Raw genomic sequence first — 24,292 nt, 5'->3', positions numbered from 1 at the left:
TGGCTCGAACCCCGCAGCGGTCTCGACCAGGACGCCGCGGAGTCGCGCGCGTTCCCGCACCATGATGGAGTCATCGCATGAAGCGGCAGCTGCCCAAGCGACGCGACCTGGCGCCCCTGCTCACGTTCAAGAAGCCGACCCTCTCGCCACGGGAGCGGCGGCTCGCCTCCGCGCTGACGATCGAGGACCTGCGCCGGATCGCCAAGCGGCGTACGCCCAAGCCGGCCTTCGACTACACCGACGGCGCCGCCGACGGCGAGGTGTCGCTGGCCCGGGCGCGGGAGGCCTTCGCCGACGTGCAGTTCAACCCCGCGATCCTGCGCGACGTCTCGCACGTGGACACCTCGCGGGAGGTGCTGGGTGCCCCGAGCGCGCTGCCCTTCGGCATCGCGCCGACCGGCTTCACGCGGATGATGCAGGCCGAGGGCGAGATCGCCGGCGCGACCGCGGCCGGCGCCGCGGGCATCCCGTTCTCCCTGTCCACGATGGGGACCACGTCGATCGAGGACGTGGCCGCCGCCAATCCAGCGTCGTCGGGCGGCCGCAACTGGTTCCAGCTCTACATGTGGAAGGACCGCGACCGCTCGATGGCGCTGGTCGACCGGGCGGCCAAGGCGGGCTACGACACGCTGCTCGTCACGGTCGACGTGCCCGTCGCGGGCGCCCGGCTCCGCGACGTACGCAACGGCATGACGATCCCGCCCACCCTGACCCCGCGCACGGTCGCCAACGCGATCCCGCGGCCGGCCTGGTGGATCAACTTCCTGACCACCGAGCCGCTGGCCTTCGCCTCGCTCGACTCGTGGTCGGGCACGGTCGCGGACCTGCTGGACACGATGTTCGATCCGACCGTGACCTATGAGGACCTCGCCTGGATCCGCGACCAGTGGCCCGGCAAGGTCTCGGTCAAGGGCGTCCAGACCGCCGCCGACGCCCGCCGCCTCGCGGACGCCGGCGTCGACGCGATCGTGCTGTCCAACCACGGCGGCCGCCAGCTCGACCGCGCGCCGATCCCCTTCCACCTGCTGCCGCAGGTGGTCAAGGAGGTGGGGAGCGAACTCGAGGTGCACCTCGACACCGGGATCATGTCCGGCCAGGACATCGTCGCCGCGGTCGCGCACGGCGCCCACTTCACGCTGATCGGCCGGGCCTACCTCTACGGGCTGATGGCCGGCGGTCGGCCCGGCGTCGACCGGGCGATCGAGATCCTCCGCGGCCAGGTCGAGCGGACCATGAGGCTGCTCGGCGTCAGCACCCTCGACGAGCTCGAGCCGGGCCACGTCACGCAGCTGGCCCGGCTCGGCCCGCGCCCGCTCTAGGCGTCCATCAGCCGCGAGCGGACCAGGAACCGCACGCCGTACGGCGCCTCCAGCGAGAAGCCCGCGCCGCGGCCGGGGACCACGTCGATGGTGAGGTGGGTGTGCGACCAGTACTCGTGCTGCGACGCCGACATCCACACCGGCACGGACCGCTCCAGCCCGACATCGAGTGAGCCGAGGTGCACGTCCGCGTCGCCGGTCAGGAAGTCGCCGTCGGGGTAGCACATCGGCGCCGACCCGTCGCAGCAGCCGCCGGACTGGTGGAACATGACCGGCCCGTGGGCCTCTGTGAGGCGGCGGACGAGCGCCGCCGCCTCACCGGAGATGTCGACCCGGTCGCCCATCAGAAGAAGCCGAGAGCGTCCGGGCTGTAGGACACCAGCAGGTTCTTGGTCTGCTGGTAGTGGTCGAGCATCATCTTGTGCGTCTCGCGGCCGATGCCGGACTGCTTGTAGCCGCCGAACGCCGCGTGCGCGGGGTAGGCGTGGTAGCAGTTCGTCCAGACCCGGCCGGCCTTGATCTCGCGGCCGGCGCGGAAGGCCTGCGACCCGTCGCGCGACCAGACGCCGGCGCCGAGGCCGTAGAGGGTGTCGTTGGCGATCTTGAGTGCGTCGGCCTCGTCGTCGAAGGACGTCAGCGACACGACCGGCCCGAAGATCTCCTCCTGGAAGATCCGCATCGAGTTGTCGCCCTCGAAGATCGTCGGCTGCACGTAGTAGCCGCCGGCCAGGTCGCCCTCGAGCACGGTGCGCTCGCCACCGGTGAGGATCTTCGCGCCCTCCTGCTTGCCGATGTCGATGTAGGACAGGATCTTCTCGAGCTGGTCGTTGGACGCCTGGGCGCCGATCATCGTGGCGTCGTCGAGCGGGTTGCCCTGGATGATCTTCTCCACGCGGGTGACGGCGTCGCCGACGAACTCCGAGTACATCGACCGCTGCACCAGCGCCCGCGACGGGCACGTGCAGACCTCGCCCTGGTTGAGCGCGAACATCGCGAAGCCCTCGAGGGCCTTGTCGTAGAAGGCGTCCCGCTCGGCGGCGACCGAGTCGAAGAAGATGTTCGGGCTCTTGCCGCCGAGCTCGAGGGTCACCGGGATGATGTTCTGGCTGGCGTACTGCATGATCAGCCGCCCGGTCGTGGTCTCGCCGGTGAAGGCGACCTTGGCGACGCGCGAGGACGACGCGAGCGGCTTGCCCGCCTCCACGCCGAAGCCGTTGACGACGTTGAGCACACCGGCGGGCAGCAGGTCGCCGATCAGCTCCATCACCTTGAGGATCGACCACGGGGTCTGCTCGGCCGGCTTGAGCACGACGCAGTTGCCGGCGGCGAGCGCGGGCGCGAGCTTCCACACGGCCATCAGGATCGGGAAGTTCCACGGGATGATCTGGCCGACGACACCCAGCGGCTCGTGGAAGTGGTAGGCCATCGTGTCGCCGTCGACCTCGCCGATGCTGCCCTCCTGGGCGCGCAGGCAGCCGGCGAAGTAGCGGAAGTGGTCGACGGCCAGCGGCAGGTCGGCGGCCAGGGTCTCGCGGACCGGCTTGCCGTTCTCCCACGTCTCGGCGACCGCCAGCATCGGGAGGTTCGCCTCCAGCCGGTCCGCGATCGCCAGCAGGATGTTCGAGCGCGTGGTGGTCGACGTACGACCCCACGAGGGGAAGGCGGCGTGCGCGGCATCGAGGGCGGCCTCGATGTCCTCGGCGGTGCCGCGTGCGATCTCGGTGAACGGCTTGCCGTTGACGGGCGAGATGTTCTCGAACCAGTCGCCCTTGATCGGCTCGACCCACTCGCCACCGATGTAGTGGCCGTAGCGGCTCTGGAGAGTGACGAGCGAGTCGGGCTGTCCGGGCGGTGCGTAGACGGTCATCGGGTGCTCCTGGGTCTCGGGTGACTGGAGTCACAGCACAGCCCGCGGCACGTTGCGCGGACGTTGCGGACTACACGAGCTCGCGGTCCAGGCGCGCGATCTGGCCGTCGACCAGCGGCCGCAGGGGAGAGGTCGGCGCGACGACCGCGCGCTGGGCCTGCCACATGTCGTAGTCGTCGCGTCCCCAGGCCGACCGCGTCCACGCCGACATCAGGTCGGGCTCGCGGCTGGCCAGCAGGGCATGGCGGATCGAGCCCTCCAGCTCCTCGCGGAGGCGTACGACGCCGGGTGCCGTCGAGCGCGGCAGCAGCGGTCCGCAATAGGTGCGCATCGCCCCGCGCAGGTCGCCCGCGGCCAGCTGGGCCTCGACGGCCAGCCAGTCACCCGTCAGTCCGGCGGCCAGCCGGTAGGGCCGCGACGCGAGCAGCTCCTCGCCGAGCAGGTGGCGCAGCCGGTTGAGCTCGGCGCGCAACGTCGAGGAGGCGCCGTCGTCCTCGTAGAGCAGCACGGCCAGCTCGTCGCCCGACAGCCCGCGCGGCGCGGCCGCGAGCAGCAGCAGGATCTCGCTGTGCCGCGGGGTCAGCCGGACGGTGCGCACGTGCCCGCGCCCGTCGTCGACGGTGAGCAGCGACTCGGTCCGGCCGAGCGACTCCAGCAGGACGCGTACGCCGTGGGGTGACCCGGTCCGCGGACCGGTCGTCGTCAGCACCTCACGGGCGAGCTCGGCCTCGGCCAGCCGGGCGGCCGCCCGCACCATCGCCATGGTCTGGGGGACCACCACCCGGTCGCCGCCGGTGACGTCAAGGACGCCCAGCAGCTGCGCCGTACGCGGGTCGTGGATCGGCGTCGCCGCGCAGCTCCACGGCTGGACGCTGGCGCGGAAGTGCTCGGCGCGGGTGATCGTGACGGGCTGGTCGAGCGCGAGCGCGAGGCCGGGGGCGTTGGTGCCGGCCAGCCGCTCGTCCCAGTTGCTGCCCTCGACGAAGCCGATCTTCTCGGCCTCGCGCAGCGTCGCCGGCGTGCCGCACACCCACAGCAGGTGGCCGGCGGCGTCGGAGATCGCCATCATCGCGTCGCAGTCGCGGACCGCCTGGCCGAGGACGTCGTCGAGCAGCGGGAAGACCCGGGCCAGCGGATGCGCCTCGCGGAGGTCGCGGAGCTCGTCGGAGGCCAGGATGACGGGGGCGTCGACCCGGTCGGTGGACACGCCGGCAGCCGCCGATCGCTGCCACGACTCGGCCACCTCGGCTCGCATGCCGCGACGGGTCATGAGGTCAGTAGACATGGCCGGGCCGCACCTCGTGAATGGTTCCGTGTGATGGACGTCTCCCGGGCAGGGTCACCCGCCGGAGGTTGCAACAACGTTGCATCGCCCCACCCGGGTGGGTCCGCAGCCCGATTTCACCCGCCGGGAGTGCTCCGGTAATCTCTCCCGCGGTGGCGTGTCCGAGCGGCCGAAGGTGCATCACTCGAAATGATGTGTGGGGTCAAACCCACCGTGGGTTCAAATCCCACCGCCACCGCCATGTGACGAGGACCGGATCCCGATGGGGTCCGGTCCTCGTGTCATTTCCGCCGCGCCCGGACGACGACGTCGTGCAGGGTGGCCGCGCCGCTGCCGCGGTCGGTGAGCCTGCGGGTGGGCTCCCCGGCGGTCACGACCTCCCACCGGTCGGCGTCGAGCAGGGCGGCGACGCGCTCGGCAGTCGCCGTGGCCTCCGCGGGCGGCTGGTGGCCGTGCCCGTGTCCGTGCCCGTGGCCGTGCCCGGCCTCGGCGGACGCCAGGTGCCCGACGACCAACAGCGTGCCGCCGGGGGCGACCCACTCCGCGATCCGCGCGTAGAACGCGAGCTGCGGGATCGCCGGGTGGGCGTAGTGGGTGGTGACGAGGTCGTACGCCGTGTCCGGGGTCCACGTGCCGAGGTCCGCCTCGACCCAGTCGATCCCCGCACCGGCGTCGCCCGTCCGCGCCGCCGCCCGGGCGAGCACCTCCACGGAGATGTCGGCGGCGGTGACCCGCCAGCCCTGCGCGGCCAGCCAGACCGCCTCGGCGCCCTCGCCGCAGCCGGCGTCCAGGGCCGTGCCCGGGGCGAGGTCCGCGGTCTCGGCGACCAGCCACGGGTTGGGCGGGATCGCGGCGCCCGACTCGGCCTCCTGCCAGTGCGTCTCCCAGTACGCCTTGTCGAACTCGTGGGTCATGCGCCCAGCCTGCCAGCCGGGGGCGGGCCGCTACCCGGCGTACACGTCGCTGCCGAAGCCCGTGGCGTTCTGCGCGTAGCCCAGCGGCGCCAGGCCGAAGGTGTCCTCGATGGTGCGCAGCAGGCCGTAGTGGTTGTACGCCGTGTCGTTGGTCGAGCCGGGCGTGATGAACGGCGAGACCAGCACCGCGCCGGTGCGGCCGCCGCCCATGCCGTAGATGCCGGGCATCGGCGAGTTGGGGCCGGGGCCCTCGCCGCAGCACGCGTCGGCGCCGGACGGGCTCCCGGTGTCGGCCTCGTCGAAGGTGACGACCAGCAGGCCGTCCTGCTGGTAGGCCGGCGACGCGAGGATCCGCGGGATCCAGGTGCGCAGCCACTGGTCGGCCGTGGCCAGGCCGCCCGGGCGGCCGTCGACGCAGGGGCTGTCGTGGCCGTCGTTGCAGAGGTTGGGCGTGATGTAGGTCAGGTTGGCGGTCGTCGCGGTCGAGGCCAGGTCGCCCGGGAGCTGCGCGAGGTCCACGTCGTTCTGCGCGCACGACGGCGAGGACGTGATGCTCTTGAAGTAGACGAAGGGGTTGTGCCGGGCGGCGTACTGGTCGCCGACCTCGGCCTTCTGGGTGTCGTCGGCCGCGTTGGCGGCGGGGTGCCGGCAGGGCGTCCCCATGTCCTCCATGTAGCCGCGCCACGTCAGCCCGGCGGTGGTCAGCTGGTCGGCCACGGTCGTCACGGACGTGGGGTAGACGCAGCCCTGGCCGACCGCCTGGCCCGGCGCCACCGTCGCGGTCTGCACGAAGTCGGAGTAGGTCTGGCAGTCGCCCTGGGTCTGCGGGTTGGGCCCCTGGCCGCTGATCTGGGCGAGGTAGTTGGGCAGGCTGTTGTGCGCGGTGCCGTAGTAGTGGGTGAGCAGCTGGCCCTGGCTGCGGAGCTCCGAGCTGAGGTACGGCGCGGGCGAGCCGGGCCCGAACGTCTGGTCGTAGCCCTTGTTCTCCAGGTTGACCACGAAGACGTGGCCGACGGGCGGGTTGGCGGCGGCGGCCTCGGCCGGGGGCGTGCCCCCGGGGAGGTGGCCCGCGGCGGCCAGGGCGGGCGCGGCCAGGGCGATGGCGGCGAGGACGGTGCGGCTCGAGAAACGCATGTCGGGTGGGTGCTCCTGTGCTCGGACTGATCCCCCCGATCGCGGGGACCGTTCCCCGGAGGGACGGGTCCCAAACGACCGCTTCTGGACGGGGGCTGGTCGGTGACCGGCGGGGCCGACAGACTGCGGCGGTGACCGAGGACGACTTCCGGCCCGGCTTCCACTTCACGCCGGCCCGCCACTGGATGAACGACCCCAACGGACTGGTCCACCACGACGGCACCTGGCACCTGTTCTTCCAGCACAACCCCGAGGCCAACGAGTTCGGGCACGTCAGCTGGGGGCACGCCTCGAGCCCCGACCTCGTGCACTGGACCGAGCACCCGGTGGCCCTGCGCGCCAGCGAGTCCGAGCTCATCTACTCCGGCTCGGCCGTCGTCGACGCCCACGACACCTCGGGGCTCGGCGACGGCACGACGCCGCCCCTCGTGGCCGTCTTCACCAGCGTGTACGCCGACCGGCAGGCGCAGTCGCTGGCGCACAGCCTCGACGGTGGCGCGACCTGGACGCCGTACGCCGGCAACCCGGTGCTCGACCGCGCGTCGACGGAGTTCCGCGACCCGAAGGTGTTCTGGCACGCGACCGGCGAGGACACCGGCCACTGGGTGATGGTCGCGGTCGAGGCCGACCAGCGGCTGGTGCTGCTGCACCGCTCCGACGACCTGCGGCACTGGACGCTGCTCAGCACGTTCGGCCCCGGCACCGGTCCCGAGGACTTCTGGGAGTGCCCCGACCTGTTCGCCCTGCCGGTCGACGGCGACCCGGCCGACCGCCGCTGGGTGCTGGTCGTCAGCGTCAACCCTGGCGGGGTGGCCGGCGGGTCCGGGACCCGGTGGTTCCTCGGCGACTTCGACGGCACGACCTTCACCGCGGCCGACACCGCCGCCGACGCCGTGGACGCGCCGGTCCGCGAGCGACGCTGGCTCGACTGGGGCCACGACCACTACGCGGCCGTCAGCTATGACAACGCCCCCGACGACCGGCGGGTCACGATCGGCTGGATGGGCAACTGGGCCTACGCCCACGACATGCCCACCACGCCCTGGCGCGGCGCGATGGCGCTGCCGCGCGAGCTGTCGCTGCGCACCGTCGAGGGGGCGGTGACCCTGGTGCAACGGCCCGTCCCCGAGCTCGCCGTCCTCGAGGGCACGGCGACCGCGTGGGCGGCGTACGACCTCGAGGGGGAGCGCACGCTGCCCGCCGGCGAGCGCTACCGGCTCGACGTGACGTTCGAGCACGGGGACGCCCGGGACTTCGGGCTCGACCTCTGCGTCGGTCCGGGCGCGGCGACCCGGCTGCGTTACGACCCGGCCGCCGGTCTGCTCTCCCTGGACCGGACGGCGTCCGGCGAGACCGCGTTCAGCCCGGCCTTCGCCGCCGTCGACACGGCGCCGGTCGCCCTGGCCGACGGCCGGCTGCGCCTGGAGGTCTGGGTCGACCGGTGCTCGGTCGAGGTCTTCGCGCAGGGCGGCACTGCCTGCCTGACCCAGCTGGTGCTGCCCGACGCGGCGGCCACGGGTCTCGCGTGCGTGTCGACCGGCGGGACCACCCGCGTCGTCGAGCTCTCCCACACCCCGCTCGCCCGCGCCCGCTGACCGGGGCGCCCCGGCGGTTGGTGTGGAATGGCCCCACCAGACCCCAACCCAGCGAGGCGGAGCCCGTGTTCCTGTACGAGTTCGAGGGCAAGCGCCCCACGGTCCATCCCGACGCGTTCGTGGCCCCCACCGCCACCCTGATCGGCGACGTGACCGTCGAGCAGGGCGCCAGCGTCTGGTACGGCGCGGTCATCCGCGCCGACATCTGCACGATCGTGATCCGTGAGGGGTCGAACATCCAGGACAACTCCGTGCTGCACGCGGCGCCGGGCGAGACCCTCGTCGTCGGGCCGGACGCGACCGTCGGACACGGCTGCGTCGTGCACTGTGCCGAGGTCGGCGAGAAGGCCCTGGTCGGCAACGGCAGCACGCTGCTCGACCACGCGAAGATCGGCGCCGGCTCGCTGGTCGCCGCCGGGTCCGTCGTGACGCCGGGCGCCGAGATCCCGCCGGGGGTCGTCGCGGCGGGCATCCCCTGCAAGCCGACCAAGCCGATCGAGGGCACGTCCTCGGAGTTCTGGGTCGAGACCAACCCGCCGTACTACCAGGAGCTCGCCAAGCGCCACGCGGCGTCGCTGGCGGACTAGCCCCGACTATCCCCGGCGCAGCCGGACCGCGATCCCCGGGACGAGCGCCAGGGCGACCGCCACGGCGAGGGCGGGGAGCGGCAGCGCCTCCGTGCCGAGCAGCCGGTGCAGCGGCGGCAGGTAGACACCGCCGATCTGGAGCACCGCCGCGCCGGCGACCGCGATGTCCAGCGCCCGCCGCTCCCCGCGGTGGCCGGGGGCGCGCAGGGCCAGCGCGACCGCGAGCTGGGCGGCGCCCAGCGTCAGGAAGATCGTCGTCTGCACGTCCCAGCCCGCACGGTCGGCGGCCAGGCCGGACAGCAGGCTGAGCGCCCCGATCGTGGCGCCGACCCAACCGATCTGCAGCGCGAGACCGGCGCCCAGCACCGACTCGTCCGGCGGGCGGGGCGGACGCTTCATCGCCGACCCGACCACCGGCTCGGCGCCGAACGCGACCCCGGGCAGACCGTGGGTGAGCATGTTGATCCACAGGATCTGGGCCGGCAGCAGCGGCAGCGCCATGCCGAAGAAGGGGCCGAGGACCACGACCACGACCTCGGCCAGGCCGCCGGAGACGGCGTACCGCAGGAAGTTGCGGATGTTGGTGTAGATCCGTCGCCCCTCCTCGACCGCGGCCACGACCGTGCGCAGGTCGTCGTCGGCGAGCACCAGGTCGGCCGCCTGCCGCGCCACCTCGGTCCCGCCCCGGCCCATGGCCACCCCGATGTCGGCGTTGCGCAGTGCGGGCGCGTCGTTCACACCGTCCCCGGTCATCGCCACGACCTCGCCGCGCTCCTGGAGGGCCTGCACGATCTGCACCTTCTGCTCCGGGCGGATGCGGGCGAAGACGCGGGCCACGCCGAGCGCGTCCTGGCCCGCTCCGGCCGCGAGGTCCGCGCCGGTGACCGTGGTCGAGCCCTCGTCGGTGATGCCGAGTCGCCCGGCGATCGCGCCGGCCGTGACCGGGTGGTCCCCGGTCACCAGGACGACGGCGATGCCGGCGGCGTGGCAGGCCGCGACGACCTCGCGGGACACCGCGCGGGGCGGGTCGGCGATGCCGACGAGCCCCACCAGCTCGAGCGGCTGGTCGTCCGTCGGGGCTCCGTCGTACGACGTGGCGTCGGCGAGGGCGATCACCCGGAAGCCCTGCTCGGCCAGCCGGGTGGTCTCCGCGGCGACCGTCCCGCGCAGCGGCTCGGGCGGGTCGACCAGGTCCAGCACCGCCTCGGGTGCGCCCTTGCAGACCCGGAGCGCCCCCGGACCCGCGGCCGCCCGGTGCGTCGTGGCCATCCACCCGCGGGTTGCCTCGAAGGGCACCTCGCCGGCGCGCGGCCACGCCCGGTGGACGTCCTCGGGCCGGGCCCCGGCCTTCGCGGCCAGGACCAGCAGCGCCGCCTCGAGGGTGTCGCCGGCGGCGCCCCACGCCTCGCCGTCGGCGGCCGGCTCGACGAGCCGGGCGTCGTTGCACAGCACGGCGTCGCGGACCAGCCGCTCGAGGGCGGCCGGTGGGGCGGCATGGCCGTCGGCGACCACGTCGCCGTGGGGCGCGTAGCCGCTGCCGGAGACGTCGTACCGGTGACCGGGCGGCACCCACACGGCCCCGGCGACCATCCGTCCCTCGGTCAGCGTGCCGGTCTTGTCCGAGGCCAGGACCGTCACCGAGCCGAGGGTCTCGACGGCCGGCAGGTGCCGGACCAGCGCGTGCCGCTGGGCCATCCGGTGCGCGCCCAGCGCGAGCGAGATCGTGACCACCGCGGGCAGCGACTCGGGCACCGCCGCGACGGCGAGGCTGACCGCGAGGATCGAGGTCTGGACGAGCGGCTCGCCCCGCAGCAGGCCGAGCACCACCACGACGACGCCGATCGCCAGCACCGCCACCACGAGGTCGCGGGAGAGCCGCCGCAGCCGGCGCTGCAGGGGGGTGTCCCGGACCCGGGCGGTGCTGATCAGCCCGGCGATCCGGCCGAGCCCGCTGTCGGCACCGGTCCGCAGCACCTCGCCGACCGCCCGCCCGCGGGTCGCGACCGTCCCGGCGAGGAGCTCCTCGCCGACGTCCCGGTCGACCGGCTGGGACTCGCCGGTCATCGCCGACTCGTCGATGCTCAGCGCCGCCACCTCGAGCAGCCGCAGGTCGGCGGGGACGATCCCGCCCGCGTCCAGCCGGACCACGTCACCGGGCACGACCTCGGCCGCCGGGACCTCGAGCCGGCGGCCGTCGCGCACCACCTCGGCCACCGGCGCCGTGAGCTGGTCGAGCTCGGCGATCGCCCGGTCCGCGCGCAGGTCCTGGGTGACCCCGACCGCCGTGTTGACGACCACGACCAGGGCGATCACCAGCGCGTCGGTCGCGTCGCTGACCACCACGGTGACGACGCCCGCCGCGAGCAGCAGCAGGATCATCGGGTCGCGCAACTGCGCCAGGATGCGGCCGAACGGCCCCACCCGCGGCGGCCGGGGCAGGCTGTTCGGGCCGACCTCGGCGAGTCGGCGGGCGGCCTCCTCCGAGGTCAGCCCCGAGGCGCCACGGATCAGGGGAGGCATGGCGGGCGGTCAGCCGGGCGCGGCGATGTCGCGGCGGTCGAGGGTCGGCAGGGTCGCCAGCGTGACCACGACGCAGCCCAGCAGCAGCCAGAGGAAGTCGAGCGGCAGCCCGCCGCCGAGGGGTCCGGACGCCAGCGCCTGCTCCAGCGGCGACGCGTGCTGCCAGGGGTCGACCCCCGCGACCAGCAGCCCCGCGACGTAGAGGACGTACGCCGCCACCGCCAGCGCGGCGGGCAGCGCCACGGCCAGCGCGCGGCGCCCGGTCGCGGCCCCGACACCGAGCGCGAGCAGCCCGAACTCGGTGCCCAACAGGACCATTGCGAGGCAGCCGCTGAAGGCCTCCCAGGGGCCGATGCCCATCCCGATCGCCAGGCTGCAGCCGAGGGTGACGACGTACAGGGCAACGCCGAGGGCCAGGACGGACGTGGTGAGCGCGAGCGCCTTCTGCAGCAGGATCCGCCTGCTGGACAGCGGCGTGACCAGCAGGACGTCGAGGGTGCCCTCCTCCTCCTCGCCCGCGACCAGGCGCGCGCCGCGGCCGATCGCGTAGACCAGGAACAGGGCCGGCAGGAGGAGCGTGAACAGCTCGGCGTTGATGAAGCCCAGGCCGCTGGTCATCGCGGAGACGTCGAAGAGCCGCTGCATGTAGTCGGGGTACTGCTCGAAGAGCTTGTCGAGGTCCTGCATGTCCCGGAAGGACGGCCAGATGAGGGATTCGAGCAGGACCACCAGCCCCATGCCGATCGACCAGCCGAGGAGGCCGTGGCGGTGGTCGCGGAGGGTCTTGAGGTAGACGTTGCGCAGGAGGAACGGCGTCCCCGGTGCGGGCGGCGCCATCACGCGACTGGCCATGGCTCCTCCTGCTTCTCGCGCTGGTCGTCCCCCTGCGTCTCGTCGGTGTAGTAGCGGAGGAAGACCTCGGTCAGGTCCGCCTCGTGGGTCTCGATGTTCTCCACGCCGTACGGCGCCACCGCGCGCACCAGCGCGTCGGCCGACCCGGTCAGCACCAGATGGGCCGTCCGGTCGTGGACGCGGACCTCGCTGACCTGGGCGGAGGCCCGCAGGACCTCGACCGGGACCTCGCGGGTGAAGGTCAGGTCCCGGCGGCGCACCACCTGGGCGCGCAGCTCGGGGATGGTCGCGGTGCGGACCAGCCTGCCCTCGCGCAGGATCGCGACCGTGTCGGCGACCGCCTCGACCTCGGAGAGGATGTGAGAGGAGAGGAAGACGGTCGCGCCGCCGCGACTGACCTCCGTCACGAGGGTGAGGAACTCCGCCTGCATGATCGGGTCGAGGCCGCTGGTGGGCTCGTCGAGCACCAGCAGCTCGGGCCGGTGCATGAACGCCTGCACCAGTCCCACCTTCTGCTGGTTGCCGTGCGAGAGCTGGCCGATCCGCCGGGACAGGTCGAGGTCGAACCGCTCGGCGAGGTGCTCCACGTCCGTCCACTCCACGCCGCCGCGCAGGGACGCGAGGTAGCGCAGGTAGTCGTGGCCGGTGAGGTCGGCGTACGCGACGAAGCGCCCGGGCAGGTAGCCGAGCCGGCGCTGCACCTCGTCGGGCCGGCGCGCCACGTCGAGGCCGAGGATCTCGGCGTTCCCGGACGTGGGGCGCAGCAGGCCGGTCAGCAGCCGGATGGTGGTGGTCTTGCCGGCGCCGTTGGGGCCGAGGTAGCCGAAGACCGAGCCCGCGGGGACGACCAGGTCGAGGCCCTCGAGCGCGACCGTCCCGCGGAACTCCTTGCGGAGCCGGTTGGTCCTGACCGCGGCCTCCATCGCAGCCCCCTCCTGCTCGCCTGTCTCAGGCTAGGCCGCGGCGGAGGGCCGGATCAGGGCCCAAGGTCCCGGGGTCCGGGTGCGGTTCGTCCGCTCGTGCCTACGCTGGCCCGGTGACCGTCCACGTCGAACGCTCAGGCCCCGTCACCACCGTCGTCCTCGACCGGCCGCACGCCCGCAACGCCGTCGACGGCCCGACCGCCGCCGCGCTCGCCGAGGCGTTCCGGGCCTTCGACGCCGACGCGACCCAGTCGGTCGCCGTCCTCACGGGCGCGGCGGGCACGTTCTGCGCCGGCGCCGACCTGAAGGCCGTCGGCACGCCCGACGGCAACCAGGTGACCCCCGACGGCGACGGCCCGATGGGCCCGACCCGGATGCGGCTGTCCAAGCCGGTGATCGCCGCGATCGAGGGGCACGCGGTCGCGGGCGGCCTCGAGCTGGCCGCCTGGTGCGACCTCCGGGTCGCCGCGGAGGACGCCGTGCTCGGGGTGTTCTGCCGGCGCTGGGGCGTCCCGCTCATCGACGGCGGCACGTTCCGGCTGCCCCGGCTGATCGGCCACAGCCACGCGATGGACCTGATCCTCACGGGACGCCCGGTCGACGCCGCCGAGGCGCTCGCCATGGGCCTGGTCAACCGCGTCGTCCCGCCCGGCACGGCGCTCACGGCGGCCCAGGACCTGGCCCGGCAGCTCGCCGCGTTCCCCCAGGAGTGCCTGCGCCAGGACCGGCTCAGCGCGCTGGAGTCCGAGGGGCTGACCGAGGAGCGGGCGATCGTCGTCGAGCACGACCACGGCGTCACCTCGCTGCGGGCCGGCGCGCTCGACGGCGCCGCCCGGTTCGCGTCGGGTGAGGGGCGGCACGGGGCGTTCTGAGCGGACTGCGCCGACCCGCCCGGACCGCACGCCCTACGCTGCACGGGTGACCTGGTTCTCCTCACCGACCGACGCCGCGACCCGCCTGGGCGAGCACGGCTACCTGGCCGATCCGGCCACCGCGACGACGGCGTACCTCGCGGGTGCGCTGGAGAAGCCGCTCCTCGTGGAGGGCCCGGCGGGCGTCGGCAAGACCGAGCTGGCCAAGGCCGTGGCCCGCGCGACGGGCGCCGACCTGGTCCGGCTGCAGTGCTACGAGGGCCTCGACGAGGCCCGGGCGCTCTACGAGTGGAACTACAAGAAGCAGCTGCTCCGCATCCAGGCCAGCCAGGGTGACGGGCAGTCGTGGTCGGAGACCCACGACGACATCTTCACCGACGAGTTCCTGCTGACCCGGCCGCTGCTGACCGCGATCCGGCGCGAGGAGCAGACCGTGCTGCTCATCGACGAGGTCGACAAGACCGACGTCGAGGTGGAGGGGCTGCTGCTCGAGGTGCTCTCGGACTTCCAGGTCACCATCCCCGAGCTCGGCACCGTCGAGGCCGTACGTCGCCCCTTCGTGGTGCTCACCTCCAACGCGACCCGCGAGCTGTCCGAGGCCGTGAAGCGTCGCTGCCTCTACCTGCACCTCGACTACCCCGACGCCGAGCGCGAGCGCGAGATCGTCACCTCCCAGGTGCCCGGCCTCGAGGACAAGATCGCCGAGCAGCTGGTCGCCACGATCGGCCGGCTCCGCGAGCTGGAGCTCAAGAAGGCGCCCTCGATCGCCGAATCCGTCGACTGGGCCCGCACCCTGATCGCGCTCGAGATCCGCGACCTCGACGAGAAGGCGATCGCCGACACCCTCGGCGTCGTCCTCAAGCACGCCTCCGACCAGGACCGCGCGGTCCGCGAGCTCAAGCTGCGCTCCTGATGGACAGCGGGCTGGTCGACCGGCACATCGCCTTCCTCGAGGCGCTGCGCGGGGCCGGCCTGCCCGTGTCGCTGGCCGAGGACATCGACGCGTTCGCGGCGCTCGGCGTACTGCCGTGGGACGAGCGAGCCACCGTCCGCGAGGCGTACGCCGCCACGCTGGTCAAGAAGCACGCGCAGCGACCCACCTTCGACACCCTCTTCGACCTCTACTTCCCGCGGATGGTGGGGGACGGCGCCCGTGCAACGGAGGGCCCCGGGGACGAGCCGGACGCCGGCGTGCGCGACAACGCCCAGGCGCTCCGCGACTTCCAGGAGCGGCTGGCCGAGGCGCTCGCCGACGGCGACCGCGAGCGGCTCCAGCAGCTGGCCGCCGAGATGGTCGGCCGGTTCGGCGCGATGCCGGGTCGCGGGCCGGGCCTGTCGTCGTGGTCGGCGTACACCGCCCTCCAGCGGGTCTCTCCTGCCGAGCTCACCGACCGGATCGTGCAGGGGCTGCTCGCCGAGGGTCGCGTCGACGACGAGGCCGCGCGCGTGGCCGGACGCCGGGTCGGCAGCTTCACCCGGATGGTCGAGGACGACGCCCGCCGCCGGATCGCGGAGGAGAAGGGGCCCGACCACGTCGCCAACGTCGCCGTCCGCCCCTCCATCGACCGGCTCGACTTCACCGCCGCCCGCAAGGCCGACCTGGAGGAGATGCGCCGCGAGATCTACCCGCTCGCGCGCCGGCTCGCGACCCGCCTCACCCAGGAGCACCACGCCCGCCGCCGCGGACCGCTCGACTTCCGACGTACGGTCCGGGCCTCCATCTCCACCGGCGGGGTCCCGCTCACCACCCACCACAAGCCCAAGCGCCCGCACCGCACCGAGCTCGTCGTGCTGTGCGACGTGAGCGGGTCGGTGGCCAACTTCGCGCAGTTCACGCTGCTGCTGGTCTTCGCGCTGCGCGACCAGTTCCAGAAGGTGCGCGCGTTCACGTTCATCGACCACGTCCACGAGGTCACCGAGCACTTCAAGCCGGGCGCCGACGTCGTCGACGTGATGACCGACCTGGCGGCGAGCACCGCCCACGCCGCGCTGTGGGGGCGCACCAACTACGGCCGGGCGTTCGCGAAGTTCCAGGAGAACCACGCCGACGCCCTCGGCCCCAAGACCTCGCTGCTCATCCTCGGCGACGCGCGCTCCAACTACAGCGACCTGAACGCCGCGACCCTGCGCGAGATGGCCGACCAGTGCCGGCACGCCTGGTGGCTCAACCCCGAGCACACCCGTCACTGGGACACCGGCGACTCCGCCGCCGGCACCTACGCCGAGATCGTCCGGATGGTCGAGTGCCGCAACCTCACCCAGCTCGGCGAGCTGGTCCACGACATCCTCTAATTGCAGAGCATCCCGCCCCTCCCGGTGTGAGGATGCGCCGGTGCAAATCTCGGAACCTTCACGACCCGTCCCGCGGCGCCGCCGCGGCCGTGCCTCCGCCACCGCCCTGCTCCTGCTCGCCACCGGCCTGTACGCCGGCCTCCACTCGCCCTGGGGCACCAAGCACGCCGAGGTGAAGCAGGGCGTCGCCATGCGTGCCAACGACGAGAACGGTCTCGTCCTGTTCGACGCCGACGACGGCACCCAGGTCGACTTCGACGCCGACCGCATCTGGTGGGAGGCCGGGGAGGTCGGCAGCGACGGCGACCCGCCGTGCCTCCGCGTCCCGCTCCTGCGGACCCGCGTCGAGGTCGGCGTCATCCGGGTCGCCGGCCCGGACGGCGGCTGGCGCACCCAGGCCGCCTGGGTGAAGTGTCTGTAGCCACCCTGCTTCCCGCCGACCAGCCTCGAGCACACATCGGGTGATCCAGGGACGTGCGGCGCCCGCGAGTAGGACGATGCGGCCATGACCATCTCGGACCCCTCGCCCTCCCGTCGGCCGAAGCAGGGGGCCGTCACTGCCGCAACGCTCCTCGTGCCATTGCTGCTGACGGGGTGTGGCAGCGGCGACGCGTCGGACGCCGCCCGCACGGTGCCGGGCTCGTCGCGCGTCCACGACTACAAGACCATCGAGTCCCTCGCGGCGAGGTCCGACGCGGTGGTCGTCGCGCACACCGACTACGACCATCTCGACCCTGACCCGGTCTACACCGACGACGTCGACGCGTTCGCGCTCGTGCCCATGACGGTCGACCGGGCCATCAAGGGGGCCAAGGGTCTCGCCTCGGTCACGGTCTCGGTCGAGGGGGCTCGTGACTCGTCGGGCGCGATCACGACCGACCGGCTGGTGCCCGGCAAGACCTACATCCTCTTCCTGACGGCCATCGGCTCGAAGGAGCCCGGCGCCTATGTCACGACGGGCTACCTCGCCGGCGTCTAGGTCCAGGACGGGTCGACCTTCAGGAAGACCGATGCCGAGAGCCTCGACCTTCCCGCTGAGGTCACCGAGGCGTCGGTGGAGCAGGACTCACAGGGCTGAGGCGGCTCAGCCCGCGAGGTAGCCCAGCTCCTGCAGCCGCCCGATCTCGGCCCGCAGCTCGGCGTGCTCCGCCCGGTCGGCGGCCCGCCCGCCGGCCACGTAGCTCGGCGCGCCCACCGACGACCCGCCGTCGAAGACGACGGTCAGCCGGTGGGGTGCGGCGGCGTTGACGAGCGAGCCGAGGACGGCGACGGGGTCGGCACGGTCCTCCAGCGACAGCACCCGCGTGGACTCCGGGATGCGGGGCACCTGCGCGGAGGGGGCGCCGGCGGTGACGACCTGCTCGATCACGAACGAGTCCGAGGGCTCGGCGGCCGCGAGCTCGGCGGCGAGCGCGCCGCCCTGTGCGGACCCGACCAGCATCACCCGCGCCGCTGGGTCGCCGTCGGTGGCCGACTCCAGCGCACGCACCACCTGGGCGGCGTACGACGCGTGGTCGCCGCTGACGAGCCGCAGCCGCCGCGGGGACCCGCCGTGGGGGCCGGGCAGGTAGGCGATGTAGCGGCTTCCGGAGACCTTCTGCACGGCCACGCCGGACTCGGTGCCGGCGAGGGTCGCCATCAGGTCCTCGAGCGAGGCGGGCGCGGACGAGGAGGACGGGTCCGCCGCCGGGTCCGACGCCGGGGGCTCGACCAGGGCGCCCGCGACGTCCCGGAGCGCGGCGCCCGGGTCGGGCACGAACGTGACGATGCCGGCGGCCCGGAGTCCAGCTCGCGCGGCCAGCCGCCCGGACTCGCCGTGCAGCACGGCCGTGGTCAGCAGCGAGCGCATCTGCAGGCCGTCGATCAGCCCGCCGCCCCCGCTCGTGACGTGGTCCATCAGCTCGGGGTTGTTCTCGGCCAGCTCGCCGAGGTAGGCCGCGACCCCGTCGCGGTCCAGCGCGTCGGTCTCGATCAGGCCGGCGGACACGATCGCCCCGCCGAGCGCGACGCCCGGCGCGAGGTAGCCGACCGCACGCCCGGCGATCGAGCCCAGCGTCTTGTAGACGGCGTCCTGGAGCTCGTCGATCCACCGGTAGGTCAGCACCGTCGCGCGCACGATCAGCGCGTCGGCGTCGAGCTCGACCGACCGCGACAGCAGGCCATGGCGACCGGTCGTCGCCGCGCGTACGTCGCCCTCCGCCTGCGCCCAGGTCGGCCGAGACAGCTCCGCGGAGTCGGCCACGTCCGGGTCGGCGAGGACCTCGGCGCCCAGCTTCGCCCGGACGCGCATCTCGTCGCCCGACGACTCGAACAGGTCGGCCAGGCGCAGCATCCGGTCGTACTTGTCGTCGAGGTCGTCGAGCACCGTGGTGCTGGTGCGCTCGCTCATGCGGTCACCTCCGCGAGGACCGGGGCCAGCTCGGACGCGAGGTCGAAGGGCTCGACCCGGCGCAGGTCGACGCGGTGCACGCCGTCGACGGTGTGGGGGTGCAGGGCGCGCCAGCCGTCGGCGAGCAGCACCCACGAGACGACGCCGACGACGGTCGTGTCGGAGCCCGAGACGTCGGCGACCAGCGCGCGCAGCCGGCCGCGGTGCTCCGTGGTCAGCGCCGCCAGCGCGGTGGCGACGTCGCCGTCGGCGTACGGCGTGCCGGTGGCGTCGAGCGCCTGGCCCGCGTGCTGCGAGACGAGCACCGGCAGCAGGTCGGAGCGGCCGGAGCGGACCGCCTCGGCGGCGGCGTCGGCGAGCTCGAAGGGCAGGTCCAGCGCGACCGGGACGGCCGAGTCGTGCAGCGCCACGTCCTCGGGGACGGCCGCGACCCGGGCCAGCTCGTGCGGCCACTGGTCGGTGGCGAACCACGCGAGCTCGAAGACGATCCCGTCGACGGTGGCGAGCGTCGCCACGGCGCCGCCGGCCTGCCGGTGCCAGGCCTTGGCCTGCACCCCGACGACCGCGACGTCCAGGTCGAGGGCGACCTCGGGCGTGGCCAGGAGTCCGACGGCGCCGACCAGGCCGTCGTCCACCGCACCGTCGGGGGTGCACAGCCCGCGGCGCACCAGCGTGGTGTCCGGGTCGTGCAGGGAGTCGAGCGCGTCGGCGTACGCCTCGTCCTCGATCGAACCCGGTCCGCGGCCGAGGCGACCGTCCAGCGGGTTGCCGCCCATGGGCTCGGTCGGGGCCGTGGGGTCGAAGGGGAGCGGTGCGCCGCCGGCCCGCTCCGCCACGAGCCGGAGCTCGGGCAACGTCAGGGCCACCCGGCGGGGCAGCGCCTCGAGGAGCCCGGGGGTCGGGCGGGGTGGGGTACCGAGGTCGATGGTCGGCATCAGCGCGCCCCCTCGTCGTCGATGGTGACGGCCAGCCAGTCCCGGTGGCCCGAGGGTGGCGGGACGAAGCCGCCGGAGCCCGCGTCCTCGAGCCGGCTCGCCCTGCGCTCGGTGTCGGCGATGGTGTCCTTGAGCCGGTCGACCTCGTGGAGGTGCCGCTCGAGGGAGTCGGCGGCGGTGTCGTGGTGGGCGGCCGCCTCCCGGAGCCGGGCGGCGCGGTCGCGGACCCGCTCCCGCATGGCGTCGGCGGCCCGTCCGGTCCAGCCGATCGACTCGGTCTGCGCGACCAGCTGGTCGGCCGTCGAGCGGATGTCGGCGCCCTGCTCCCGCAGCTGGCTGGCGCGACGACGCATCACGTCGGAATCCCCGTACATCTCTTCACAACCTTTCCGAGACACCGGGCCCATGCCCGCTCCGCCGGACCGCGAAACACGGCGTCCGCAATGCGGCCGCCGTAACCGACGGCCCGGGCAGGTCGTTGCCCAGCCATGCCCCCCGTCCTCGCCCGCGCGTCCGCACCGGTCGTCGCCCTGGTCGTCGCCCTCCTCCTCGCCGGCATCTGGGGGGCTTCCCCCGCCGGCGCCACCGAGCTCCAGCACAAGGGCCCCGACGTACGCCGGATGGTGTTCGTCGGCAACAACTGGGACGGCACCGCCGACATCGTCGACCCCGGGACCTTCGAGAAGGTCGGCCGGATCAACGTCATCCCGGACAAGGACGCCCGGATGCAGGAGATCGCCACCAACCCCGACCGGATGGCCTACTTCCTGGCCATCCGCGAGGAGATTGGCGAGGGCCACGACCAGTACGTCGACGACATGTACTCCTCCAACGACGGCCGGCTGCTGATCGCCTCGCGCCCGTCGTTCGCCGACGTGGTCGCGATCAGCCTGGAGACCAAGCAGATCGTGTGGCGCTTCGCCGTCGACGGCTACCGCTCGGACCACATGGCGATCTCGCCCGACGGCAAGCGCGTCGTCGTCAGCGCCTCGACCGCCAACGTCGTGCACGTCCTCGACGTCGCCACCGGGCAGCAGGTCGGCCAGTTCCCCTCCGGCGGCTCGCCGCACGAGTCGGTCTTCATCGACGGCGGCACCAAGATCCTGCACGCCAGCATCGGCATGGTCTACAGCCCGCTCGACGACCCGGCGCTGGACCCGACCAAGCAGGAGCGGGTGCTGGAGATCGTGGACGCGTCGACCTACGAGGTGCTGCGGAAGTTCGACCTCCGCAAGGCCCTCGACGAGCGCGGCATGACCAAGACGTCGACCGCGGTGCGCCCGATGACGCTCTCGCCCGACGACAAGACGTTCTACTTCCAGGTGTCGTTCTTCCACGGCTTCCTGGTGATGGACCGGGCCAGCGGCAAGATCACGCGGGTCAAGCACCTGCCCAACCTGGTCAAGGACACCCCGCGCGAGCAGTACCTCCTCGACTCCGCCCACCACGGCATCGCGATGAACCCCGAGGGCACCAAGATCTGCGTCGCGGGCACGATGTCGGACTACGCCACCGTCGTGGACGCCCGGACCTTCAAGACCGGCAAGCTGCTCAAGAACGGGCTCAAGCCCTACTGGGTCACCCCCAGCTGGGACGGCACCTACTGCTACATCTCGTGGAGCGGCTCGGACAAGATCTCCCGGATCTCCTACGCCACCGGTCGGGTCGTCAGCAGCGTACGGGTGGGCGACCACCCGCAGCGGGTCCGCAACGCGTTCGTGGCCAAGGACCTGGTCGACAAGCTGTAGCCGCGGTCCCCGTTGGTTGAGGAGCGAGCGCCAGCGCCCTTCGCTGGTTGAGGAGCGAGCGCCAGCGAGCGTCTCGAAACCCGGTGAGCCGGGAGTCGGTCCGGTGTCGGAGGTGTGGCTCGTGCCGGGGTGTGTGTGCACCCGCGCGCGTGGCCTGGCCGGCCGCATGCGCGGGCGCCTCTGGTCTGGTGACTGGGCTGAGGGTGCTGTGTGCGCAGGATCATCATTTCGGGGCGCTCGGTGATGATCCTGCCCACTCTTAGGGGCGGAATCGCCGGTTAACCGGCGATTCCGCCCCCACCGATCCGGCTGGCGCGAACGCACGGCCCGCCACCACCGACACCCGGACCCCACGGGCCGGACCTACCTCGTCACGCCCCTCGGCACGACCTCGCTCAGCTGAGTCAGCGAGGCAGCACCGACGCCAGCCGGTCGAGCGCGAGCTCGATGTCGCTGCCCGGCCCGGCGAAGCTGAACCGCACGAAGCGGCCGCCCTGCTCGGTGTCGAAGTCGATGCCGGGCGCGACCGCCACGCCGGTGCGGGCCAGCAGGTCGTGGGCGAAGGCCATCGTGTCGTCGGTGAGGTGGCCGACGTCGGCATAGGCGTAGAACGCCCCGTCGGCCGGCGCGAGCTCGGTGATCCCCAGCCGGGGCAGCCCGTCGAGCAGCAACCGCCGGTTGACGGCGTAGCGGGCGACGTGGCCGTCGAGCTCGGCGTACGACGCCTCGTCGAAGGCCGCGAGGCAGGCCCGCTGGGCGATCACCGGGGGACAGATCGTGAAGTTGCCGGTGAGGACGTCGGCCGCGCGCCGCAGCCGGTCGGGGACCAGCATCCAGCCGATCCGCCAGCCGGTCATGGAGAAGTACTTCGAGAAGCTGGAGAAGACCACCGCCTCGCGGCTCGTCTCCCAGGCGCTGCGCGCCAGATGGGGCTGGGCGTACTCGATGCCGTGGTAGATCTCGTCGGAGATCAGCTGCACCCCGTGCTCCTCGCACCACGTGGCCAGCGCCGCGAGCTCGGCCGGCAGCAGCATGGTGCCGGTCGGGTTGGCGGGACTGGCGACGACGAGCCCCTTCAGGTCGGGCACTGCCGTGACCTGCTCGACCGTCGGCTGGAAGCGGGTCTCCGGTCCGGTCGGGATCTCGACCACCTCGATGCCGAGTGCGGTCAGCACGTTGCGGTAGCAGGGGTAGCCGGGCCGCGCCATCGCCACCCGGTCGCCGGGCTCGAAGGCTGCGAGGAACGCCAGCAGGAAGCCGCCGCTGCTCCCGGTCGTCACCACCACCTCGTCCGCGCTCACGTCGATGCCGTGCGCCCGCTTGTGGTGGGCCGCGATCGCCTCGCGCAGCTCCACGATCCCCGCCGCCGGCGTGTAGCCCAGCGGGTCGCCGGACCCCAGCAGCCGCACCGCCTCGTCGCGCACCGGCACCGGCGCGCCCGTCATCGGCTGCCCCGCCAGCAGGTTGAGCAGGTCGCCGTGGGTGCGCTGGCGCTCGGTCGCCGCCGCCAGCAGGTCCATGACGTGGAACGGCGGGACGTTGGCGCGGGACGCGACCTCGAGCCTGCTCATGCAGCGACGTTAGCCGCCGGCGGCGTGCCGTCCGGCCCGCCGCCCGAAGAACGAGCCCTCACCGAGCTGGGTGCCCGAGCAGTAGCCCGCCCCGTCCTGGGCGATGTTCGAGGCGCAGGCGCCGGCGGCGTACAGCCCGGGGATCACCGACCCGTCGGGCCGCTGCACCTGGGCGTCGACGGTCGTGCGCATCCCGCCGAGCGTGAAGCCGGCGTAGAGCGCGTGGCCGAGCGTCAGGTCGTAGACGCCCCACGGGGCGACCGCCTGCGGCGCGAGCCAGTCGGGGTGCTTGTGGAAGTCGGGGTCCTCGCCCCGGGCGGCGTGCTCGTTGTAGCGGCCGAGGGTCCGCTCGAGGGAGCCGGCCGGCACGCCGAGCCCCTCCTCCATCTCCGCGAGGGTCTCGTAGCCGTCGAGGAAGGGGACGAGCGGCATCTTCGGGTGCTCGACGTGCTCGCTGTCGACGATGAGGTACGCCGCGTGGCCCGGCTGCGCCAGCACGTGCGCCGACGTGCGCGCGTGATAGCTGTCCTCGGCCACGAACCGCTCCCCGAGCCGGTTCACGATCACCCCGGTCACCAGCACCGACGGCGGGTAGAACGGCGCGGTGATGAACGGCTCGTCCATGTGCCGCAGCTCCGCACCGACCGACTGGCCGAGCCGGATCCCCAACCCGTCGTCGTACGTCGATCCCAGCGTGAACAGCTTGGAGCCCAGCGTCGGCGTGTGCGCGGCCACCATGTCGGCGTTCATCACGAACCCGCCCGCGGCCAGCACGACGGCCCCGGCCCGGACCACGCCGGTCTCGGAGAAGCGTCGCCAGCCGACCCCGACGACCGCCCAGGCATCCGAGGCGATGAGCTGCGTCGCGCCGGTCTCGTAGCGCACCTCGACGCCGGCCTCCTCGACCCGGGCGCGCAGCAGGTCCATCACCAGCCGGGTGCCCTCGGTGTCGCCGGCGACCGGCACCTTGTGCCCGCGGGGGGCCGGCACCGCCTGCTCGCGGTAGGGCCACACCTTCTCGTTGCCGGTGTACATCAGCCCCTGGGTGCCGGGCTGGATGACGGCCTTCTCGGCGTAGTAGGAGCGCTCGAACTCGAAGCCGAGCGACTCCAGCCAGTCGAGGTGCTCGACCGACCCGTCGCAGTAGGCCCGGATCTTGTCGGGCTCGGGCTCCTTGGTGGTGGCCATCAGGTAGGCGTACATCTCGTCGGCGGAGTCCTCGTGCCCGGTCGCCCGCTGCACGGCGGTCCCTCCGCCGAGGTAGAAGTGTCCGCCGGACATGCTCGACGTCCCGCCGTGCACGGACGCCCGCTCCAGCAGCAGCACCCGCGCCCCGGCCCGGGCGGCCTCGAGCGCGGCGCAGCCACCGGCGATGCCGAACCCGACGACCACGACGTCCCAGGACTCCGAGTCCGGGAGCCCGTCGAGCACGGATGCGGGCAGCACGTCGGGGACGGTCGTGCCCGACGTGACGGGGGTGGCGCTCATG

The 24,292-nt window shown here is 73.3% G+C and carries 22 protein-coding genes and 1 tRNA gene; 10 read left to right on the top strand and 13 right to left on the bottom strand.

Annotated features, from left to right (window positions below; genetic code table 11):
• Positions 1 to 77 precede the first annotated feature (77 nt).
• Positions 78 to 1,319, top strand: a complete 1,242-nt coding sequence (locus tag FB382_RS18380) for an alpha-hydroxy acid oxidase (protein WP_182541112.1) — start codon at positions 78 to 80, stop codon at positions 1,317 to 1,319.
• Here the strand turns inward: FB382_RS18380 and FB382_RS18375 are convergent.
• The 3 genes from FB382_RS18375 to FB382_RS18365 form a co-directional block, all read right to left on the bottom strand.
• On the bottom strand, positions 1,316 to 1,663 hold the full coding sequence (locus FB382_RS18375) for a DUF779 domain-containing protein (RefSeq protein WP_182541111.1): 348 nt from the start codon (positions 1,661 to 1,663) through the stop codon (positions 1,316 to 1,318). The two genes, FB382_RS18380 and FB382_RS18375, sit on opposite strands and share 4 nt — an antisense overlap.
• On the bottom strand, positions 1,663 to 3,186 hold the full coding sequence (gene exaC / locus FB382_RS18370) for an acetaldehyde dehydrogenase ExaC (RefSeq protein ID WP_182541110.1): 1,524 nt from the start codon (positions 3,184 to 3,186) through the stop codon (positions 1,663 to 1,665). Before exaC ends, FB382_RS18375 begins: the two co-directional genes overlap by 1 nt.
• Positions 3,187 to 3,256: 70 nt before the next feature.
• Positions 3,257 to 4,471 carry a helix-turn-helix domain-containing protein gene (locus FB382_RS18365; protein WP_182541109.1) on the bottom strand — a complete coding sequence of 405 codons (1,215 nt, stop codon included), beginning with the start codon at positions 4,469 to 4,471 and terminating at the stop codon, positions 3,257 to 3,259.
• 151 nt (positions 4,472 to 4,622) lie between these two features.
• Here FB382_RS18365 and FB382_RS18360 point away from each other — a divergent pair.
• A tRNA-Ser gene (locus tag FB382_RS18360) sits at positions 4,623 to 4,712 on the top strand.
• A 40-nt stretch (positions 4,713 to 4,752) separates the two neighbouring features.
• Here FB382_RS18360 and FB382_RS18355 read toward each other — a convergent pair.
• Positions 4,753 to 5,385 (bottom strand): class I SAM-dependent methyltransferase, encoded by a 633-nt coding sequence (locus tag FB382_RS18355; RefSeq protein WP_182541108.1) that lies wholly within the window; start codon positions 5,383 to 5,385, stop codon positions 4,753 to 4,755.
• Positions 5,386 to 5,415: 30 nt separating this feature from the next.
• Positions 5,416 to 6,519 carry an alkaline phosphatase family protein gene (locus FB382_RS18350; protein ID WP_182541107.1) on the bottom strand — a complete coding sequence of 368 codons (1,104 nt, stop codon included), beginning with the start codon at positions 6,517 to 6,519 and terminating at the stop codon, positions 5,416 to 5,418.
• A 131-nt stretch (positions 6,520 to 6,650) separates the two neighbouring features.
• Between FB382_RS18350 and FB382_RS18345 the strand changes: the two genes are divergently transcribed.
• Together FB382_RS18345 and FB382_RS18340 are read left to right on the top strand one after the other, a co-directional pair.
• A complete protein-coding gene (locus FB382_RS18345) occupies positions 6,651 to 8,114 on the top strand; it encodes a GH32 C-terminal domain-containing protein (protein WP_220481415.1) in 1,464 nt (487 codons plus the stop codon).
• A 65-nt stretch (positions 8,115 to 8,179) separates the two neighbouring features.
• On the top strand, positions 8,180 to 8,701 hold the full coding sequence (locus FB382_RS18340; protein WP_125036799.1) for a gamma carbonic anhydrase family protein: 522 nt from the start codon (positions 8,180 to 8,182) through the stop codon (positions 8,699 to 8,701).
• A gap of 6 nt (positions 8,702 to 8,707) precedes the next feature.
• Here the strand turns inward: FB382_RS18340 and FB382_RS18335 are convergent, their stop codons facing one another.
• Genes FB382_RS18335 through FB382_RS18325 form a run of 3 tightly spaced genes read right to left on the bottom strand, consistent with a single transcriptional unit; the run spans position 8,708 to position 12,996 of the window.
• Positions 8,708 to 11,221 carry a cation-translocating P-type ATPase gene (locus FB382_RS18335; RefSeq protein ID WP_182541106.1) on the bottom strand — a complete coding sequence of 838 codons (2,514 nt, stop codon included), beginning with the start codon at positions 11,219 to 11,221 and terminating at the stop codon, positions 8,708 to 8,710.
• A 9-nt stretch (positions 11,222 to 11,230) separates the two neighbouring features.
• On the bottom strand, positions 11,231 to 12,073 hold the full coding sequence (locus FB382_RS18330) for an ABC transporter permease subunit (RefSeq protein WP_220481413.1): 843 nt from the start codon (positions 12,071 to 12,073) through the stop codon (positions 11,231 to 11,233).
• Positions 12,058 to 12,996: an ABC transporter ATP-binding protein gene (locus FB382_RS18325; RefSeq protein ID WP_182541105.1), complete on the bottom strand. Its 939-nt coding sequence runs from the start codon at positions 12,994 to 12,996 to the stop codon at positions 12,058 to 12,060. Before FB382_RS18325 ends, FB382_RS18330 begins: the two co-directional genes overlap by 16 nt.
• A 113-nt stretch (positions 12,997 to 13,109) precedes the next feature.
• Between FB382_RS18325 and FB382_RS18320 the strand changes: the two genes are divergently transcribed.
• The 5 genes from FB382_RS18320 (at position 13,110) to FB382_RS18300 (ending at position 17,139) form a co-directional block, all read left to right on the top strand.
• Entirely contained in the window at positions 13,110 to 13,868 is a 759-nt protein-coding gene (locus FB382_RS18320; RefSeq protein WP_182541104.1) for a crotonase/enoyl-CoA hydratase family protein, read from the top strand.
• Between the two features lie 46 nt (positions 13,869 to 13,914).
• Complete coding sequence (locus tag FB382_RS18315; protein ID WP_182541103.1) at positions 13,915 to 14,781, top strand: AAA family ATPase; 867 nt, start codon at positions 13,915 to 13,917, stop codon at positions 14,779 to 14,781.
• A complete protein-coding gene (locus FB382_RS18310; RefSeq protein WP_182541102.1) occupies positions 14,781 to 16,160 on the top strand; it encodes a vWA domain-containing protein in 1,380 nt (459 codons plus the stop codon). Before FB382_RS18315 ends, FB382_RS18310 begins: the two co-directional genes overlap by 1 nt.
• Before the next feature lie 40 nt (positions 16,161 to 16,200).
• On the top strand, positions 16,201 to 16,581 hold the full coding sequence (locus tag FB382_RS18305; RefSeq protein WP_182541101.1) for a hypothetical protein: 381 nt from the start codon (positions 16,201 to 16,203) through the stop codon (positions 16,579 to 16,581).
• A gap of 84 nt (positions 16,582 to 16,665) precedes the next feature.
• Positions 16,666 to 17,139, top strand: coding sequence for a hypothetical protein (locus FB382_RS18300; protein ID WP_182541100.1), 474 nt, complete (start codon positions 16,666 to 16,668; stop codon positions 17,137 to 17,139).
• A gap of 105 nt (positions 17,140 to 17,244) precedes the next feature.
• On the opposite strand, the gene FB382_RS18295 is transcribed toward FB382_RS18300, so the two are convergent.
• From FB382_RS18295 to FB382_RS18285, 3 genes are read right to left on the bottom strand one after another with little or no spacing between them, the layout of a single operon-like run.
• Positions 17,245 to 18,549: a hypothetical protein gene (locus tag FB382_RS18295; protein WP_182541099.1), complete on the bottom strand. Its 1,305-nt coding sequence runs from the start codon at positions 18,547 to 18,549 to the stop codon at positions 17,245 to 17,247.
• Positions 18,546 to 19,484, bottom strand: coding sequence for a hypothetical protein (locus FB382_RS18290; protein ID WP_182541098.1), 939 nt, complete (start codon positions 19,482 to 19,484; stop codon positions 18,546 to 18,548). The genes FB382_RS18295 and FB382_RS18290 overlap by 4 nt, the downstream gene beginning before the upstream one ends.
• Positions 19,484 to 19,858 carry a putative T7SS-secreted protein gene (locus FB382_RS18285; protein ID WP_182541097.1) on the bottom strand — a complete coding sequence of 125 codons (375 nt, stop codon included), beginning with the start codon at positions 19,856 to 19,858 and terminating at the stop codon, positions 19,484 to 19,486. Before FB382_RS18285 ends, FB382_RS18290 begins: the two co-directional genes overlap by 1 nt.
• Before the next feature lie 114 nt (positions 19,859 to 19,972).
• Between FB382_RS18285 and FB382_RS18280 the strand changes: the two genes are divergently transcribed.
• Positions 19,973 to 21,232 (top strand): YncE family protein, encoded by a 1,260-nt coding sequence (locus FB382_RS18280; RefSeq protein ID WP_182541096.1) that lies wholly within the window; start codon positions 19,973 to 19,975, stop codon positions 21,230 to 21,232.
• A 404-nt stretch (positions 21,233 to 21,636) separates the two neighbouring features.
• On the opposite strand, the gene FB382_RS18275 is transcribed toward FB382_RS18280, so the two are convergent.
• Together FB382_RS18275 and FB382_RS18270 are read right to left on the bottom strand one after the other, a co-directional pair.
• Positions 21,637 to 22,803, bottom strand: coding sequence for a pyridoxal phosphate-dependent aminotransferase (locus tag FB382_RS18275; protein ID WP_182541095.1), 1,167 nt, complete (start codon positions 22,801 to 22,803; stop codon positions 21,637 to 21,639).
• Positions 22,804 to 22,812: 9 nt separating this feature from the next.
• Positions 22,813 to 24,291 (bottom strand): FAD-binding protein, encoded by a 1,479-nt coding sequence (locus FB382_RS18270; RefSeq protein WP_182541094.1) that lies wholly within the window; start codon positions 24,289 to 24,291, stop codon positions 22,813 to 22,815.
• Position 24,292: the final 1 nt, after the last annotated feature.

It is taken from the genome of Nocardioides ginsengisegetis (assembly GCF_014138045.1).
Lineage (GTDB): Bacteria > Actinomycetota > Actinomycetes > Propionibacteriales > Nocardioidaceae > Nocardioides > Nocardioides ginsengisegetis.
The sequence above is the reverse complement of the archived record's forward strand: the minus strand, read 5'-3'. Positions and strand labels throughout refer to the sequence as shown.

What these genes read in the sequence shown, in the direction of transcription:
- FB382_RS18380 (WP_182541112.1), top strand. Translation starts at nt 78, where the DNA reads ATGAAGCGGCAGCTGCCCAAGCGACGCGACCTGGCGCCCCTGCTCACG.
- FB382_RS18375 (WP_182541111.1), bottom strand. Translation starts at nt 1,663, where the DNA reads ATGGGCGACCGGGTCGACATCTCCGGTGAGGCGGCGGCGCTCGTCCGC.
- exaC (WP_182541110.1), bottom strand. Translation starts at nt 3,186, where the DNA reads ATGACCGTCTACGCACCGCCCGGACAGCCCGACTCGCTCGTCACTCTC.
- FB382_RS18365 (WP_182541109.1), bottom strand. Translation starts at nt 4,471, where the DNA reads ATGTCTACTGACCTCATGACCCGTCGCGGCATGCGAGCCGAGGTGGCC.
- FB382_RS18355 (WP_182541108.1), bottom strand. Translation starts at nt 5,385, where the DNA reads ATGACCCACGAGTTCGACAAGGCGTACTGGGAGACGCACTGGCAGGAG.
- FB382_RS18350 (WP_182541107.1), bottom strand. Translation starts at nt 6,519, where the DNA reads ATGCGTTTCTCGAGCCGCACCGTCCTCGCCGCCATCGCCCTGGCCGCG.
- FB382_RS18335 (WP_182541106.1), bottom strand. Translation starts at nt 11,221, where the DNA reads ATGCCTCCCCTGATCCGTGGCGCCTCGGGGCTGACCTCGGAGGAGGCC.
- FB382_RS18330 (WP_220481413.1), bottom strand. Translation starts at nt 12,073, where the DNA reads ATGGCCAGTCGCGTGATGGCGCCGCCCGCACCGGGGACGCCGTTCCTC.
- FB382_RS18325 (WP_182541105.1), bottom strand. Translation starts at nt 12,996, where the DNA reads ATGGAGGCCGCGGTCAGGACCAACCGGCTCCGCAAGGAGTTCCGCGGG.
- FB382_RS18310 (WP_182541102.1), top strand. Translation starts at nt 14,781, where the DNA reads ATGGACAGCGGGCTGGTCGACCGGCACATCGCCTTCCTCGAGGCGCTG.
- FB382_RS18300 (WP_182541100.1), top strand. Translation starts at nt 16,666, where the DNA reads ATGACCATCTCGGACCCCTCGCCCTCCCGTCGGCCGAAGCAGGGGGCC.
- FB382_RS18295 (WP_182541099.1), bottom strand. Translation starts at nt 18,549, where the DNA reads ATGAGCGAGCGCACCAGCACCACGGTGCTCGACGACCTCGACGACAAG.
- FB382_RS18290 (WP_182541098.1), bottom strand. Translation starts at nt 19,484, where the DNA reads ATGCCGACCATCGACCTCGGTACCCCACCCCGCCCGACCCCCGGGCTC.
- FB382_RS18285 (WP_182541097.1), bottom strand. Translation starts at nt 19,858, where the DNA reads ATGTACGGGGATTCCGACGTGATGCGTCGTCGCGCCAGCCAGCTGCGG.
- FB382_RS18280 (WP_182541096.1), top strand. Translation starts at nt 19,973, where the DNA reads ATGCCCCCCGTCCTCGCCCGCGCGTCCGCACCGGTCGTCGCCCTGGTC.
- FB382_RS18275 (WP_182541095.1), bottom strand. Translation starts at nt 22,803, where the DNA reads ATGAGCAGGCTCGAGGTCGCGTCCCGCGCCAACGTCCCGCCGTTCCAC.
- FB382_RS18270 (WP_182541094.1), bottom strand. Translation starts at nt 24,291, where the DNA reads ATGAGCGCCACCCCCGTCACGTCGGGCACGACCGTCCCCGACGTGCTG.